Source organism: Rothia sp. (in: high G+C Gram-positive bacteria), from assembly GCF_030540545.1.
In the GTDB taxonomy this organism is placed as follows: Bacteria; Actinomycetota; Actinomycetes; order Actinomycetales; family Micrococcaceae; genus Rothia.
This window is the reverse complement of record NZ_JAUNVZ010000001.1, coordinates 262,392-278,116: the sequence shown is the minus strand read 5'-3', so window position 1 is coordinate 278,116 and position 15,725 is coordinate 262,392. Positions and strand designations below refer to the sequence as shown.

At 57.8% G+C, this 15,725-nt stretch carries 13 protein-coding genes and 1 pseudogene; 5 read left to right on the top strand and 9 right to left on the bottom strand.

Going from position 1 to position 15,725, the window contains the following annotated elements; all coding sequences use genetic code 11:
- Positions 1–63: 63 nt before the first annotated feature.
- The 3 genes from Q4P78_RS01305 to Q4P78_RS01295 all read left to right on the top strand — a co-directional run bounded on the left by Q4P78_RS01305 (position 64) and on the right by Q4P78_RS01295 (position 2,815).
- Positions 64–312: a hypothetical protein gene (locus tag Q4P78_RS01305; RefSeq protein WP_303338496.1), complete on the top strand. Its 249-nt coding sequence runs from the start codon at positions 64–66 to the stop codon at positions 310–312.
- Between the two features lie 21 nt (positions 313–333).
- Positions 334–1,038 (top strand): response regulator transcription factor, encoded by a 705-nt coding sequence (locus Q4P78_RS01300; protein ID WP_303338495.1) that lies wholly within the window; start codon positions 334–336, stop codon positions 1,036–1,038.
- 106 nt (positions 1,039–1,144) lie between these two features.
- Positions 1,145–2,815 (top strand): HAMP domain-containing sensor histidine kinase, encoded by a 1,671-nt coding sequence (locus tag Q4P78_RS01295; RefSeq protein WP_303338494.1) that lies wholly within the window; start codon positions 1,145–1,147, stop codon positions 2,813–2,815.
- A 198-nt stretch (positions 2,816–3,013) separates the two neighbouring features.
- On the opposite strand, the gene Q4P78_RS01290 is transcribed toward Q4P78_RS01295, so the two are convergent.
- Both Q4P78_RS01290 and Q4P78_RS01285 read right to left on the bottom strand, forming a co-directional pair.
- Entirely contained in the window at positions 3,014–3,304 is a 291-nt protein-coding gene (locus Q4P78_RS01290) for a WXG100 family type VII secretion target (RefSeq protein ID WP_303338493.1), read from the bottom strand.
- 1,496 nt (positions 3,305–4,800) lie between these two features.
- Positions 4,801–5,256, bottom strand: a pseudogene (locus Q4P78_RS01285) (RNase H family protein); the annotation flags it as partial.
- A 63-nt stretch (positions 5,257–5,319) separates the two neighbouring features.
- Here Q4P78_RS01285 and Q4P78_RS01280 point away from each other — a divergent pair.
- Positions 5,320–6,333 carry a 4'-phosphopantetheinyl transferase superfamily protein gene (locus Q4P78_RS01280; protein WP_303338492.1) on the top strand — a complete coding sequence of 338 codons (1,014 nt, stop codon included), beginning with the start codon at positions 5,320–5,322 and terminating at the stop codon, positions 6,331–6,333.
- 34 nt (positions 6,334–6,367) lie between these two features.
- On the opposite strand, the gene Q4P78_RS01275 is transcribed toward Q4P78_RS01280, so the two are convergent.
- The 3 genes from Q4P78_RS01275 to Q4P78_RS01265 are packed head-to-tail and all read right to left on the bottom strand — an operon-like array spanning position 6,368 to position 8,920.
- Positions 6,368–7,468, bottom strand: coding sequence for an isochorismate synthase MenF (locus Q4P78_RS01275; protein ID WP_303338491.1), 1,101 nt, complete (start codon positions 7,466–7,468; stop codon positions 6,368–6,370).
- Positions 7,469–7,477: 9 nt separating this feature from the next.
- The gene (locus Q4P78_RS01270) at positions 7,478–8,245 is read right to left on the bottom strand and encodes an SDR family oxidoreductase (protein ID WP_303338490.1); all 768 of its coding nucleotides are present in this window, start codon (positions 8,243–8,245) and stop codon (positions 7,478–7,480) included.
- Entirely contained in the window at positions 8,246–8,920 is a 675-nt protein-coding gene (locus tag Q4P78_RS01265; protein WP_303338489.1) for an isochorismatase family protein, read from the bottom strand. It lies immediately after the preceding gene.
- Between the two features lie 317 nt (positions 8,921–9,237).
- Between Q4P78_RS01265 and Q4P78_RS01260 the strand changes: the two genes are divergently transcribed.
- Complete coding sequence (locus tag Q4P78_RS01260) at positions 9,238–10,233, top strand: MsnO8 family LLM class oxidoreductase (RefSeq protein ID WP_303338488.1); 996 nt, start codon at positions 9,238–9,240, stop codon at positions 10,231–10,233.
- Positions 10,234–10,351: 118 nt separating this feature from the next.
- Here the strand turns inward: Q4P78_RS01260 and Q4P78_RS01255 are convergent, their stop codons facing one another.
- From Q4P78_RS01255 to groL, 4 genes are all read right to left on the bottom strand, one after another.
- Positions 10,352–11,743, bottom strand: a complete 1,392-nt coding sequence (locus tag Q4P78_RS01255) for an FAD-dependent oxidoreductase (RefSeq protein ID WP_303338572.1) — start codon at positions 11,741–11,743, stop codon at positions 10,352–10,354.
- A 189-nt stretch (positions 11,744–11,932) separates the two neighbouring features.
- On the bottom strand, positions 11,933–12,694 hold the full coding sequence (locus Q4P78_RS01250) for an alpha/beta hydrolase (RefSeq protein ID WP_303338487.1): 762 nt from the start codon (positions 12,692–12,694) through the stop codon (positions 11,933–11,935).
- Positions 12,695–12,746: 52 nt separating this feature from the next.
- Positions 12,747–13,886 carry a 23S rRNA (uracil(747)-C(5))-methyltransferase RlmC gene (rlmC, locus tag Q4P78_RS01245; protein WP_303338486.1) on the bottom strand — a complete coding sequence of 380 codons (1,140 nt, stop codon included), beginning with the start codon at positions 13,884–13,886 and terminating at the stop codon, positions 12,747–12,749.
- A 117-nt stretch (positions 13,887–14,003) separates the two neighbouring features.
- Complete coding sequence (groL, locus tag Q4P78_RS01240; protein WP_303338485.1) at positions 14,004–15,626, bottom strand: chaperonin GroEL; 1,623 nt, start codon at positions 15,624–15,626, stop codon at positions 14,004–14,006.
- Positions 15,627–15,725 lie beyond the last annotated feature (99 nt).

Genomic DNA, 15,725 nt, shown 5'->3' with positions numbered 1-15,725 from the left:
CTTTTAGCCCTAAATTCCGCCCGTATGCAGTGATTTAGGTACATACGGTGCTAGTGTAGTGCTATGAGTGAAGAACACATCAAGACCGATACGCCGCTGCCCTACACCGCTGCTATTCGCTGGTTGGGCTTTGGCGGTGGCGCCCTGGCAATCCTATGCGTACTTTCCGGAGTAATCATGCTCTTGATGAAATCAGCAGAACAAGAAGTACCCGCCATTATGAGCCAGATCCCGCTGGTTCTACTGCCGGTTGCTTTTATGCTCCTCATGGCGGCAATCTACCTGGCGGTTCGCCGCCGCCGCGCCAGCTAACACTACCACCGAAAGAGATAGATGACTGCCGAAGCTAAATTGCTCGTCGTCGATGACGAGTTTAATATTCTTGAACTCCTAGCAACCTCCCTGCGCTTTGCCGGTTTTGAGGTCGTCACCGCAGGTAATGGTCGCGACGCCCTAGAAGCAGCAGAACGCGAACAGCCCGATCTGATCCTGCTGGACGTCATGATGCCCGGCATGGACGGCTTTGAGGTAACCCGCCGACTGCGCGATGCCGGACGCACCTACCCCGTACTCTTCCTCACCGCAAAAGACGCCGTGGAAGATAAGGTTGCCGGTCTGGGCGCCGGTGGCGACGACTACGTGACCAAGCCCTTCTCTCTGGACGAGGTTATTGCCCGCATCCGTGCTATCCTACGCCGCTCCCGCTCGGCAGAGGGTCAGGACGATGCGATCCTGCGCGTGGACGACCTCTCCCTGAATATCGACACTCACGAAGTATTCCTGGGTGAAACCGAAATCGACCTCTCCCCCACCGAGTTCAACCTGCTGCACTACCTCATGCTCAACGCAAACCGAGTGCTTTCCAAGGCTCAGATTCTCGACCACGTGTGGGAATACGATTTCAATGGCGATTCCTCCATTGTGGAATCCTATATCTCCTACCTGCGCCGTAAGATTGACGCTCAGCGCCCGGATAAGGAACCCCTGATTCACACCAAGCGCGGTGTTGGATACATGGTTCGAGGCTCCCGCGCCTAAAGAATCCACGCGCCCGCACCCCGTGGCTTGGCTTACCAACCCACATCTGCGGGCGCGTCTCTTTATCCCCTCCTTATCTAACCTCAGGCACGAAGAGAGCCCTTCTATGACCTCCGAACCCCACGCTAATACAGCCCTGCCCGATGCGGACGATATGCCCACCGGCGAGCTGACCGCCTCCCTCATGCCCTCCCCCGGCTCCATGCCCGGCGTTCCGGGCGTAAATATTGAATCCGAAACGGGCGAGAAACTCTCCCGCTCCCGCCGCTTTACCCAGGCGCTCTCCCTGCGCACCCAGCTGGTGCTAGTCACCTCCTTTTTGATCGCCCTGGCGATCGCTGTGACCTCCCTGGTGGCTATTTCGGCTCTGCGCTCCCAAATGGTGCAGCAGCTGGATGAAGAAATGCGCGCCAGCTCCAGCACCATTACCACCCTGATGACCACGCGCAATTCCGAGCGCAATGCCTCCCTGGGATCTTACCGCGCCTATCTACTGGATAAAGACGGCACGGTGCTCTACCAGGCAAGCTCGGAGCAGCAAACCCCCGGAGAAAACGGCCCGGATATTAGCGGTTGGAATGCCGATAAGGTTGCCAAAAATTCCCTCAGCGGTGCCACGGTCAATGGCGGGCCGGGCTCAAGCGATTGGCGTATTCTGCCCATTACTCTGGATAATTCCGGCAGCGATAGCGCCCTGGGACCGGCAACCTCGGTGATTATTGCTGTGCCTCTGAAGCAAACCAACCAGGTGGTGGCTCTGGTGGGTGTTCTGACCTTTGCTTTCGGCGTTGCCACGCTCATCTCGGCTATTGCTATGACCTGGGTGCTGGTTACGCGCACCTTTGAGCCTCTGGCGCGTGTGGAGCAAACCGCGGCGAAAATTGCTGCCGGCGACCTCTCCCAGCGCATTGAGGACTACAACCCCAATAATGAGATCGGTCATCTCTCCACCTCGCTCAATACTATGCTCAGCCAGATTGAGGCTTCTTTCAAGGCTCAGGCGCGCAGCGAGGCGAAAATGCGCCGCTTTGTGGGAGATGCTTCCCATGAGCTGCGTACCCCCCTGGTGAGTATCCGCGGCTATGCCGAACTGTATCGTCAGGGCGCCCTGCCCAATGCGGATGCCGTAGCTATGGCAATGGATCGTATTGAATCCGAATCCAAGCGCATGGGTCAGCTGGTGGAGGATCTGCTGACCCTGGCGCGAATTGACGAGCGCCGCGAATCTCAGCTGGCACCCTTTGACCTGTTTAATCTGGCGGTGGATGCCACCAATGACGCCTACGCTACCTCCCCCGATCGTGCCGTAACCCTGATGGGTCTAACCCCCACCGAGCCTCCCACCCAGGCGACCGTGCTGGGAGATGAGCAGCGCATGCGCCAGGTGATTGCGAACCTGATTACCAATGCCATGCGCTACACCCCGGAGGGCACTCCCCTAGAGATTGCGGTGGGTGTACGTCAGGAGGGGCCCCTGGGCGTGCGCTCGGTAATTCAGGTGCGAGATCACGGCCCGGGTATTCACGGCGAAGATCGTGAGCGTGTCTTTGAGCGTTTCTACCGTACCGATGCTTCTCGCTCGCGTCAGACCGGTGGTACCGGTCTGGGTCTGAGTATTGCCGCAGCAATTATTGAACAGCACGAGGGCAGTATTCATATTGAGGAGACCCCGGGAGGTGGCGCTACCTTCGTGATTTCTCTGCCTTTTGTGCCTCCTCAACTGCCCCCGCAGGTGGCTGAGTCTATGGCGCCGGCGCCTGCTCCGGGAACTTTCTAGAGCAGCTTTTACGGCGAGGGCAAGGGATAAAGAGATACTAAAAAGAGGCGGGGCTGATTCAGCCTCGCCTCTTTTATGGTCGCACTATGAACGCTTACGCGTAATTGCTGACGGCAACCTGAGGACAGTATCGGTGAGTCCAGGTGCAGCGGACTTGTATCACCGTATCTATCGTTACTTTAGAGCGCGGAGGGCTCTTTAGCCAACAAACATGGACGCATTGCTCATTTCGGTATCGGAATAGGTGGTGCCTGCCTTATCCAGAGCCAGGTTAATCTGGGCGATGGATTCTTCAACGCGGCGCTGGGTGCCGTGCCAATTATCCAACACACTCTGGAAATTTGCCGATGCACTACCGGTCCAGGAGCTCTGCAGATCCTGCAGGGAGGCGGTCATGGCGGTGACTTCGCTGGAAATCGCCTCGACCTGGGCGCGTGCCTGGGCGCTCTTAGCGGCAATGATTTCGGAATCTACGGTAAACTGAGCCATTGTTTTTCTCCTTGAGTTAGTCCCCGTCTGCGGGGTATTTCGTTTCTATGTGCACCGTGCGGTGCATGGTTTAACTCTATGGTACTTTTTTCATGCATTTTGGTGCTTTTTAGTAATCTGTGGATAAAGTAGTTCATTTCTATCAAAGATTGAGCTATCCACAGACGTATATGGCTCAATAGTGGTCTTTCGAGGCTGAATTTACCGGATTATGACAGGATATATGACGTTTTATGACTAGCACCCTTGAGCTGTACCTATTTCCTATGCCCCTCTTAAAGCCACGCGACCCCCGAAAACCGGGGGTCGCGTATCTCTCATCGAGACGCTTAGGCGGCGGGCACCAGGGTATCTTGCCTAAAGCGTAGGGACCAGCGAGCGTTAGCGGCATCATAGTGCCACAGGCTCGAACGGTTCACTGTGCCTCGACCGGGCACCTGAATCTGGGCAAAGACCAGTACATTGGACTCATCCACCCGCTGAGCGCTGTGCTTAATGGGTGCACCCACCTGAGCAAAAGCCGCCGAGCGGTAGGCAAGAGCCGAGGCGCGAGTGACGGTCTTACCCGCCACGGTCGCCCAGACCAGACGCTCATGCAGCAGGGCAGTGAGGGTATTATCGTCCAGGCTCGTGCCGTGCTGAGCTAAGTACATATCGGCTCGGACAGCATCATCGGGGTTCGGCGCGGGGACACCGAGCGCCTGAGGCGCTGCAGCCTGAGTATCAGCCCAGGGGTCGATATTCTGCTGAGGCTGTACAAGCTGAGACTGTGCGGGCGCTGCTTGGGATACAGCGATCTGGGAAGGCGCACCCTGCGGTGCGTTGTCATGCAGCTCATCATCCCAGGGACCCAAGGGTTCCATATCATCCTGAGCCGGAGGGGGCAGAATACGCGAGGAATGCGCGCCCTCTTCTGCCGGTGCGCTCTCACCTATAGATGCGCTCTCGTGAGCATGAGCGGGCTGCTGAGCGGGCTCTACAGCCTGCGGCTCGCCCTGCTCAGCCTGCTGAGTCTCGTCCTCAGCATAGAGCTCTTCGAGCGGATCGTAGTCTCCGTCATCACCCTGAGGCAGATCCGAAATCTCCTCCTCATTAGCCTGGATGGTTTTAGCTTCCAGCTCGTCTTCGGCACGAGCTGCCGCCTGTCCTTCAGCTTTTGCGCGCTGCTCTTCCAGCTCGGCAAACTTCGCCTTGCGTTCGCGAACTTCCTGCTCATCGGGCACAGCAATCTTAGCTCCCGAACCCAGCAGACCCGAGGCGCGCAGGGCATCCAAATTACGACGAGCTGCGCTAATCTCATCCTCGCTATAGTCGTGAGTGCTGAGAGTAGCATCCTCCGGGGTACTCTCGGGCGCCGAAGCGGTGGGAGTCTCAAGAACCTCTTCGGCTTCCATCCCGGGCTCCTGAGCCTTTTCTAAGGTTTCCTGAGCCTCAGGGGTCATCTCTTCAGCACCTTGAGGCTCAAGACCCACAGAGCGCACAAAAGCCTCGCTCAGGCCAGGGCCTGCCTCCGGCTCCTGACCAGCCTTATATGCCTGAGCCGCCGCATTGGCGCGAGAATCCGCTGCTTCGTTCAGCTCATGTCCGGAGTGACCCTTCACCCAGGAAAACTCATAGTTGCGACCGGCAATGGCGGCATCCAGTTGCTCCCAAAGCTCACGATTGAGCACGGGCTTACCGTCGGACTTCTTCCAGCCCTTCTTCTTCCAGCCCGCCATCCACTTGGTCACGGAATTAATCACATACTGGCTATCGCAGAGCACTTTCAGGCGGTGCTCGGGCAGGTTCGCGGTGGATTCAAAAAGGTCCAGCACGCCTTTAATCTCGCCCATATTATTGGTGCCGTGCTCCCAGCCACCGGCAGCCCAGGTGTTCTCGTCAATGTACCAGGCCCAGCCTGCCGGGCCGGGGTTGCCCAGCGCCGAACCGTCTGCTGCTGCAATAATCTCAATCATGTCTTTGACTTTACCCTATCCTGCTGTGAACGCCCCTTGCGCGGCGCTATTCTAGAACATATGAGCCCGACTAAAATTTTTGCCCTGCCCACGCGCGCCCTGTACTCGAGCATGCGTTTTAGCTGGCTGAGCTATTTGGGGCACGCTGAGCATGAGCGCGCTGCCTCTGCTCCTTCGCGTACCTCGGCGGTGAGCTATCTTGCCACTCAGGCGCTTATGCGGGCTTTGGCCGCCACACGCTTAGAATTCAGCCCGACCGCCGCCGGTGATATTGCGGTCAATCGTAGCTGTCTGCTGTGCACTTCGGGCAAGAAGCACGGCAAGCCAAGGATTGAGGGCGTGAATTTCTCCATGTCGCAGACTTCTTCCCTGGCACTGGGCGCTCTGGGAGCTGATGCTCTACCCCTGGGTTTGGACGTGGAGTCCGCCGCGGCTCGACTCTTTCCCGGTTTTAGCCGGGTTGCTCTTTCGAGCGTGGAAAAGAGCCTATACGAGAGTTTGGACGCGCAGGCTCAGCAGCGCGCCGGTACCCTGGCGTGGGTGGCTAAGGAGGCGATACTCAAGGTTTTCGGTCACGGTCTATCCTACTCCCCCGCCCGTATTGATGTACCGGCTCTGGACACTCTGCAGGTGCAGGCTCGTACGGCGTGCGAGCGCATCCAGCAGCATATTGCCCTCGAGCGTGAGTCGCTAAACGGCGCTGTACCGGAGCTACTCTGGGAACCCATTGATACCCTTCGTGTGAATACTTCTCTGCCTGCTCCCGTCTTGGTCTCTGCCTCCGAAAGCTCTCAGAGTGAGTCCCACAATGTAGAATGCTCATTTTATATTCACTTCTACGCCCTGCGCCGTGAAGCGGCAGAAGCCTCCAGCGTGGCGGTCACCCAAGACCCCGTCCAGGGGCAGGAAGAATACTTCTACGCTGCCCTGGCGCGCCCGGTGAGCGTGCCCGCTCCCTTCGCACCTCTGTGCGACTCGACCCTACGCAAGGTACCCGAGCACGCAGAAGGCACGATGCCGGAAATATATCCGGTCACCGTGCCTAAAGATATTGCCCGTATTCTGGGCTCCTAGATTGGGTGTTTTAATCTCAACATCCAAAGAGCTACTACGCTTTACGCTCCGGTAGAGTATCAATACCCAGAGCGCGACCAAAACTACCCAGCTTGGTACCGGTCTCAGTGTGCTCGAGCACCGGGTCGGACTCAGCCACAATACCGGCGCCCGCGTAGAGAATAGCGGTCTGCTCATCCACCTGAGCGCAGCGCAGAACCAGCGCCCACTGGCCGTTACCCTCAGCATCCATATAGCCCACCAGACCACCAAAGAAGGAACGATCAAAGTCCTCCAGCTCACTAATCATCTCGCGAGCCGTATCGGTGGGTGTGCCGCAAATAGCCGGGGTCGGGTGAATAGCACGCGCACCGTCCAGGCAATTTAGACCCTGCTTGAGCACACCAGAAATCGGGGTGCCCAAATGCCATAGCTGCGGGGTCTTCAGCAGGGAGGGAGCGGTGGGAATATTCAGCTCCTCAGAAATCGGGGTCAGGCGCGCACGAATATCGTCAATCACAGTCTTGTGCTCGCCGCGATCCTTGGGCGAAATCATCAGGAACTCGCCAATGGCAATATCCTCTTCACTATCGGGCACAGCAATACGCGGGGCGGAACCCGCCAGAGGGTGGGTCTTAAAAGCAGAACCCTCGGTACCAAAAATCAGCTCCGGGGAGGCACCCATCAGATAGGAGTGCTCCATACCGCGTTCACCCTCAGGCAGCTGCACACTAAAAATGAAAGCATCGCGCTGCTGCTCACGCAGATTATCGTAGAGAGCATCCAGGTTCAGAGCACCGGGCTCATAGTGTGCAAAGAGCAGACGGGAGAGCACAATCTTACGCAGCTGACCGGCCTTCATGCGCTCTACAGCGGTGGATACCGCGCGGCGGAAACCCAGATTATCGCGGCCGGCAATGGTCACCGGCTGCGCCAGCTCAACGCTCTCCTGCGGTACGGGAGAGTCAATGACCTCCATGCTATCGGGCACAAAAAGATGCGCCGGGCGTGAAGGATCAAAGGGAATCAGACCCATCACGGCGCTACCCTTAGCGCGCGCCACTTCAAAAGCGTTCTCTTCGGTCACGGGGGTAATCTCGCCGGCGGAGCGGATCAGGCGCTCGCCAACGGCAAAGCTAAAAGCGGGAAGGCTCATAGATATCTCCTAAAGGGTCGCGCCGCCATCAACAACCAGCTCCTGCATGGTCATATGGCGAGAAGAAGGGCTTATCACAAAGGAATTCACGCGGGCAATATCCTCCGGGTCGGCAATACGACCCAGGGGAATACCCAGGCGGTAGGTGGCGGGGTTGCCGGCAATGGGCAGGGCGCTCTGGTCCTCGCCATCCCAAGCGTCGGTCACCATGGGGGTGCGGGTGGTACCCGGGCACACCACATTCACGCGAATGCCGTGCGCTGCAAGCTGCAATCCGAAGCTGGTGGACACGCGCAAAGCAGCCGCCTTGGAGGCACCGTAGGCACCAAATTCCGCGCGCGGGGTGCGTGCCGCATTGGAGGCAATGGTCACCAGGGAGCGGGCATTGGACGGGTCGCTGTCCGCCTGGGCAATCATAATGCGTGCGAATTCGCGCAGGCACAGGAACACGCCGTCGGCATTGACCGCCTGCAGCTTTTTCCAGGTCTCAAAAGAGGTATCCAGCAGGGACTGGCTGTGAGCAATACCGGCTGCCAGCACGGCGCCCTGAATCTCCTGCTCCAGCGCTGCGACACTATGAGCCAGTGCAGCCACGGACTCTTCACTGGTGACGTCCACCTGCGCGTAACGGAAGGTAGCATCCCCGTAGCTGGCGAAAGATTCCGCGGGTTCAGGCGCCATATCGGCGGCATATACGCTATAACCGTCACGGATGAGCTGGTGCACGGTGGCGGTACCAATACCGCCATTGGCACCGGTAACAATAACCCAGCTCATTTACGCCTCCGCACCGTTCTCGAAGGAGGCAATATCTGCCAGCACCTCATCGGTGGAAAGCACGCGAGCGCAACGGCCCGAAGCGTACTCGCAGGCCATGCGGTGCTCCTCCTCGCTAAAATCAGCCAGGCCGTCAGCGACCATAAAGGGCTGAATATCGCGCATAAAGGCTTCCAGGGCGGTGGTCAGGCAGCCAATGTGTGCATACACGCCCACAATAATCAGCTGGTCGCGGCCGGAGTCTTTGAGGCGCTGCTCGAAATCGGAGCGGACAAAGGCGGAGTAGCGCCACTTGGTCAGCACGGTATCGCCCTCTGCCGGTGCAATGGCGGGTAGAATCTGTGCGCCTTCGTCATCCTGCATGCCGTCGCCCCAGAAGTCGATCAGCAGGCGACGGTCAGCCGGGTCCTGGCGGGGCGGCTGTGCGGTGTAGTAGACGGGAATGCCGGCTGCGTGGGCGGTATCCAGCAGGCGGCGGGTGTTGGCAATGGCGATATTAATCTGCGCTTCGGGTAGCTCATTGCCGTTTTCGTCGGTGCGTGAGAAGGCGCGGACGAAATGCTCCTGCAGATCGTGTACCAGCAGTACGGCACGGGAGGGGTCGACGGGCCAGGAGACGCGGTTGGCGTGTTCGTTATCGGTGTAGGAGTAGGGCGCAATTGCCGGTAGTGCCATGTGCGTTGTCTTTCTTTATCGGTGGCGCTCTTCGTCGGTTGAAGAGGTCAGCGCCGTTGATTGGTGTCCTCATCTATCTTAGGACACCCTTAGGCTTTTGTCTCGTATCTCTAGCTCATATAAAACGCTTACCTGATGAATAGAGCTCATAAGGCTTCGCACTATTTCTGTTAACAGCCTGTCAGGCATCGAGAACCGGGGCGTACAGGGGCATAAACGGGCGTACACCGCGGGCGAAAGGGAGCAGGATAGCCAGTGAAAAGTGTTAGGCTGTACTTAGTACACGAAATACATATATGGCATTCAAGGAAAACCCAATGACTCGCTATAGCATTCTCGACCAGGTGCCCCTCTATACCGGGGTCAGCAGCGAAGAAACCCTCTCACGCCTGACCGAGTTCGCCCAGGCGGCCGATGCAAACGGGTACACCCGCATTTGGTTCGCTGAGCATCACAACTCCCGCGGCTTCATTAGCTCCGCACCCGATATTATGGCTGCTCACGTGCTTGCCCACACCGAGCGTATTCGTGTGGGTACCGGCGGTGTCATGGCTATGAACTATGGCAGTTTGCAGATCGCCGAGCGTTTCAACCTGCTCGCTTCCCTCTACCCCGACCGTGTGGATTTGGGTCTGGGTCGTGCGCCCGGTACCGATATGCTTGCCGCGGCAGCTCTGAATCAGGGTCGCACCATTGGTGTCCCCGAAATTAACGATATTATTCTTGAAACCGCTGCCTTTATCCGCGCCGATGTGCCCAAGGACAGCCCCTACGCCATGCTGCACGCCTTCCCCACTCCGGCAACCGCGCCGCAGCTGTGGATGCTCGGTTCCTCCGGCTCTTCGGCAACCTGGGCAGCGCACCACGGTTTCAACTACGCCTACGCACAGTTCTTTAGTGGTTCTCAGGATGAGCACCTGATGGATGCTTACCGTTCCCAGCTGCCCGAGGGCGTGGAGGGTACGAACCTTTCGGCTGTCTCGGTGATGGCTGCTGAAACCGAAGAAGAAGCCCAGCATTATGCGCTCTCGGCGTTGAATTTCCGCTACCGCCTGGCGCGCGGCCTGCCCGTGCAGTTCAAGCACCCGGATGAGATTGCTGCCGATGAGGAATACGCGACTCGCCTGCGCACCATGCTCGTGGGTAATCGCCATATGTTCGTGGGCACCTATGATGATGTGGCGGCTCGTCTAGAGGCGTTCGCTCAGGAGACCGCAACCGATGAGCTGATGATGGTCACCTATTGCGCCGATAATCAGGCTAAGATCCGCTCCATCACTGAGCTGTCGCAGCGTTTGATTGCTTCTGCGTAGGTTCCTGATCAGCCCGTATACACAATAGATTAAAGCGTGGGGTGTACTAGATATCTAGTGCACCCCACGCTTTAATCTATTGTGTAATTACAAGAATTTATGTCCTGGTATTCGGTGCTTATTTGACCTCAGTCTGAACCGCCAGCACCTCATTAATACCCTCGGTAATGGAGGGGTGAGTGTAAATAGCATCGCGCAGCTGAGAGGCAGTAATACCGAAACGCATCGCCTGAGCCACCAGGTTAATCACCTCGCCGGACTCAACCACCAGCAGCTGAGCGCCCAGAATCTTATCGTTCTCAGCGTCAATCACGAACTTCATGACACCGGCGGGGTTGCCCACAATCTTCGCGCGAGGCATTGCCGCAATAGCAGCCACGGGCTTGGAGGAAACCTTCACGCGGTGACCGGCTGCCAGCGCCTCACGCTCGGTTAGACCCACAGAAGACAGAGGCGGGTTCATGTACATAGTTGCCGCTACCGCCTGGCGGTCACCGGTGGAGCGGGAGCCGTCACCCATCAGCTGGGAGGCAATCACGCGGTAATCATCCAGAGAAATATAGGTGAACTGCGGGCCGCCGTTCACGTCACCGGCTGCGAAAATATTCGGTACCGAGGTGCGCAGGTGCTCGTCAACAGCAATTGCTCCGCGTTCGGTGAGCTTAATGGAGGTGTTCTCCAGACCCAGGCCCTCGGTGGCGGGCTTACGGCCGGTAGCTACCAGCACATAGTCAGCCTCTAGGCCTTGGGAGGCGCCTTCGGAGTTAGCGTAGTACACGGTCACACCTTCAGCGCTATCTTCAATGCGCTCAACGCGCACGCCCGAATGTACAGTGATACCCTGCTCGGTGAGGATATCGCGGGCAACCTGGGCGACATCCTCATCGTATCGGTCAAAGAGGGCGGGGGGACCGTCCAAGATGCTTACCTGCGTACCGTAGGAGGCGAAAATACCGGCAAATTCAATGCCGATCGGGCCGCCACCGAGCACCGCCAGGCGCTGCGGGCGAGGCTCAAGGCTCTGCAGCTCGGTGGAGGTCAGCACACGCGTGGACTCTGCCAGACCGTCAATTGCGGGCAGCACCGGCACAGCGCCGGTATTGATCACAAAATAGTCTGCGGTAATGCGCAGGGAAGTGTCGCCACCGGTGACTTCAATCTCAGTGTCCGAGATAAATCGTGCGTGGCCGTCAATGAGCTTTGCGGTCTCGTTCGAGAGCAGAATTTCCTTATTCTTAGCCCGCATGGCACCGGTGAGCTTCTCACGGAAAGTGACAGCCGATGCGTAATGCTCATCGGGGTTCTCGCCCTCGCGCAGGGTGTGGGCGCGTTCCACCAGTGCTTTGGTGGGTACGCAGCCAATATTAATGCAGGTGCCGCCGTACATCTGGCTGGACTGCTCAATCAGGGCAACGTTCTTGCCGCTGCGTGCGTATGTGCCGGCGAGGGTCTTACCTGCCTTACCGAAACCAATAACCACCAGGTCAAAGTGCAGAGTATCGCTCACGATGATCTCCCCGTTCTCTCCGCTCACCGCGTGGCAGGCGGAATTTAAGATGTATGACAATCCCTATAACGGTTCTCATCAACCTTTATTCCGCGGCTGCTATATCTTAATCGGGCATTAAGAAACACCCACAATCATTGGAATAATCACGGGTGTTTCTCTAGGTGTATCTACTGATCTCGCGGGCAGTCTTTAGTCCAGACCGCGCAGCCACAACAGAATAGTATCGGCAACATACTCCCAGCCATCCTGACGCAGAGTATTGTGGGTACGGCCCTGAATCTGAATATAATCCTTCACACTGCCCGGATCGGTGTAGGCGTTATAATTCTTGAAATTCACCGCCGGAGGCTGCGAAGCATCCCGCGAGCCGGCAATAAATAGCAGAGGCACATGCGACTTAGACCAATCAATAGGCTGGATGGTTGCCGGGATGCGAGCGCCCGCAGGCACACAGAACTCACGCATCATCTGCCCGGTTTCTTCAAAGCTCAGATCCTGGCAGACATAGCGGTGGTACCATTTCTGGTTCATCAGGCGAGCGGGCGCCTTAGACCAGGGAGCCAGCAGCTGAATATTGGAAACCAACCACCCCAGATTCATAACACTAATACCCGCCGGAGGGCCGCTATTGACCGCCACCGCAGCCGCCGCGTAACCCAGCTCGGCCAGCTTCTGTACCATCACACCGCCCAGGGAATGACCGATCAGAATCGGCTTTTCGGGCAGGCTCTGAATAAAGCTCGCGTAATGCTCTACTACCTCTCCAAAAGTCACCTGTCCCAAACGCGCATCGGGGTTGACCTGCAACTGAGAGATGGGCGCATCCATATAGAGCCAGGAGGGGGCATGTACCGTGTACCCGGAGCGTTGAAGGTAGGGAATCCATTCATCCCATACGCGCGCATTATTCATATAGCCGTGCACCAGCACAATGGTTTTAGTCTCAAGCATGGGTACTACTGTACCCCCTTTGAAAGCCCAGTATCTATCTGACCAAACCTATCTACGCGCGGCGCTGAAGTAGGGTAATGACCTCATAGTGGTTGGAATTCGGGAACATATCCAGCACACGCGCCTGCACCGGGTCATAGGCGGGCATACGCTCCAAATCCTGAGCCAGTGTCTTAGCGTTACAGCTGGAGTAAATCACGCGCTCAATCCCCGAATCCTGCACCCAGGAGCACAGCTTCGCACCAATACCGCGGCGCGGAGGGTTCATAATCAGCACCTCGGGCACACTACCGGAAGACAGGGCGAACTCGGGCGCATCCTGGGCGGAGAAATGCAGATTCTCAATACTACTCTCGCGGGCGGTCCAGCGGGCACTGGCAATAGCCTCGGAGCTAATCTCAATACCGGTCACCGGGGCGTGGGGTTCCATCACCTCGGCGGCGTGCAGGGCAAAACCACCCACACCGCAATACAGATCCCACAGGCTGCCCGGCTGTACCTCTGCCACCCATTGTTGAGCCTGAGAATACATGGCCTCGGCAATCGACGTATTTGTCTGGAAGAAACTCTGCGGGCGCAGGTGTAGCACCATGTCGTTAACCCGCATGGGCAGGGTCTGATGATCGGTGAGGATAATTTCTTCATCACCCTCCACCAGCGCCACATGCTCACGCAGCAGATTCACCGAAATCACACGGGCCGTGGGCAGCTGCTGGCACAGCCAATCCATATTCTTTTTGATCGGCACCAGCAGCTTTTTAGAACGCAACACAAAACGAATCATCAGCTGACCGTCATCGCTGGCGGTCACGAGAATATTCTTTAGCTCGCCGCGGCGCTTGGGGATATCGTAGGGGGTCAGGTGCGCGCGGCGAATAAATTCGCGCAGCACCGGCACCGCAGGCTCAATCTGCTCAATATAGAGCGGGCATTGCCCAAGGTCGGTGGAGGCGCCGCTACGGTAATCCACGGTACCCAGGGTCGGGTGATCGGCGGTTCCACCCACCACGAACTTGGCTTTATTGCGGAAGCCGCTCTGGGCGCTGGTTGCGGTGGGCAGCCATTTGACGTGCGGGTATGCCTGCAGCAGGGTGTGCGCATCATTCTCCTTGGCGGCTACCTGCTGCTCATAGGGCAGCTCGATAGTGGCGCAGGAGTGGCATAAATTCTCGCGGTAATACTGGCATTCCATAGGTACACTATTCTACCCCCGCCCGCGCACCCCGGGCAGAGAGGGCAGACTGATAAGGGTATTAAACGCAGGAACCCCTGTGTGTACAGATACACACAGGGGTTCACTCAGCGATGATTACATCATGCCGCCCATTGCGTCAGCGCCGGGAACAGCAGCACCGGCGGGCTCGGGCTTGTTAGCCACAACAGCCTCGGTGGTCAGGAACAGACCCGCAATAGATGCAGCGTTCTGCAGAGCGGAACGGGTGACCTTGACAGGGTCGTTAATGCCGGCAGCCATCAGGTCTTCGTACTGACCGGTTGCAGCATTCAGGCCGGTACCTGCGGGCAGGGAACGAACCTTATCAACCACAACGCCCGGCTCCAGGCCAGCGTTTGCAGCGATCTGCTTCAGCGGAGCGTCAATAGCAACACGAACAATGTTCGCGCCGGTTGCCTCGTCACCCTCCAGCTGCAGGGACTCGAATGCCTGCACGCCAGCCTGGATCAGAGCCACGCCACCGCCGGGGACGATGCCCTCTTCAACAGCAGCCTTTGCGTTACGCACAGCGTCCTCAATGCGGTGCTTGCGTTCCTTGAGCTCAACCTCGGTTGCAGCGCCAGCCTTGAGCACAGCCACACCACCGGCGAGCTTTGCCAGGCGCTCCTGCAGCTTCTCACGATCGTAATCGGAGTCGGAGTTAGCGATCTCGGCACGAATCTGGTTCACGCGGCCTTCAATAGCAGCTGCGTCGCCAGCGCCCTCAATAATGGTGGTTTCGTCCTTGGTCACAACGACCTTGCGAGCGGAACCGAGCATATCCAGGGTTGCAGAATCCAGGGACAGGCCGACCTCTTCGGTAATAACCTGGCCGCCGGTCAGGATAGCAATATCAGCCATCTGAGCCTTACGACGATCACCAAAGCCCGGAGCCTTCACAGCCACGGACTTAATGGAGCCGCGCATCTTGTTCAGCACCAGCAGAGCCAGAGCCTCACCCTCAACGTCCTCAGCCACGATCAGCAGGGGCTTGCCGGACTGCATGACCTTCTCCAGAACCGGAACCAGGTCCTTAACGTTGGAGATCTTCTGGTTGACGACCAGCACGTAGGGGTCTTCCAGAACAGCTTCCTGGCGCTCGGGGTCGGTCACGAAGTAACCGGAGAGGAAGCCCTTATCGAAGCGCATACCCTCGGTCAGTTCCAGGTGCAGGCCGAAGGTGTTGGACTCCTCAACGGTAATCACACCTTCCTTGCCGACCTTCTCCATAGCCTGTGCGATCAGCTTACCGATCTCTGCGTCACCTGCGGAGATAGATGCGGTTGCTGCGATCTCTTCCTCGGTCTCAACTTCCTTAGCGGATTCGAGCAGAGCGGCGGTGACTGCCTCAACAGCCTTCTCAATACCGCGCTTGAGGGAGAGAGGGTCAGCGCCAGCTGCCACGTTACGCAGACCCTCGCGAACCAGTGCCTGTGCCAGCACGGTTGCGGTGGTGGTGCCGTCACCTGCGATATCGTCGGTCTTCTTGGCAACTTCCTTGACCAGCTCTGCGCCGATCTTTTCGTACGGATCCTCGAGCTCGATTTCCTTGGCGATGGACACACCGTCGTTGGTGATGGTGGGGGCGCCCCACGCCTTCTCCAGAACAACGTTGCGACCGCGCGGGCCGAGGGTGACCTTCACGGCGTCAGCGAGAGTGTTTAGGCCTCGCTCCAGACCGCGACGTGCTTCTTCATCAAAAGCAATGAGCTTTGCCATGTGGCGTTGTCCCTCCTGGGCTAGTTTTTCGGGTAGGGCTCTCCCTACCCGCTTTAATACCTCATTTATTGTGTCAGTTTAGTGCCTGTACAAGCAAGA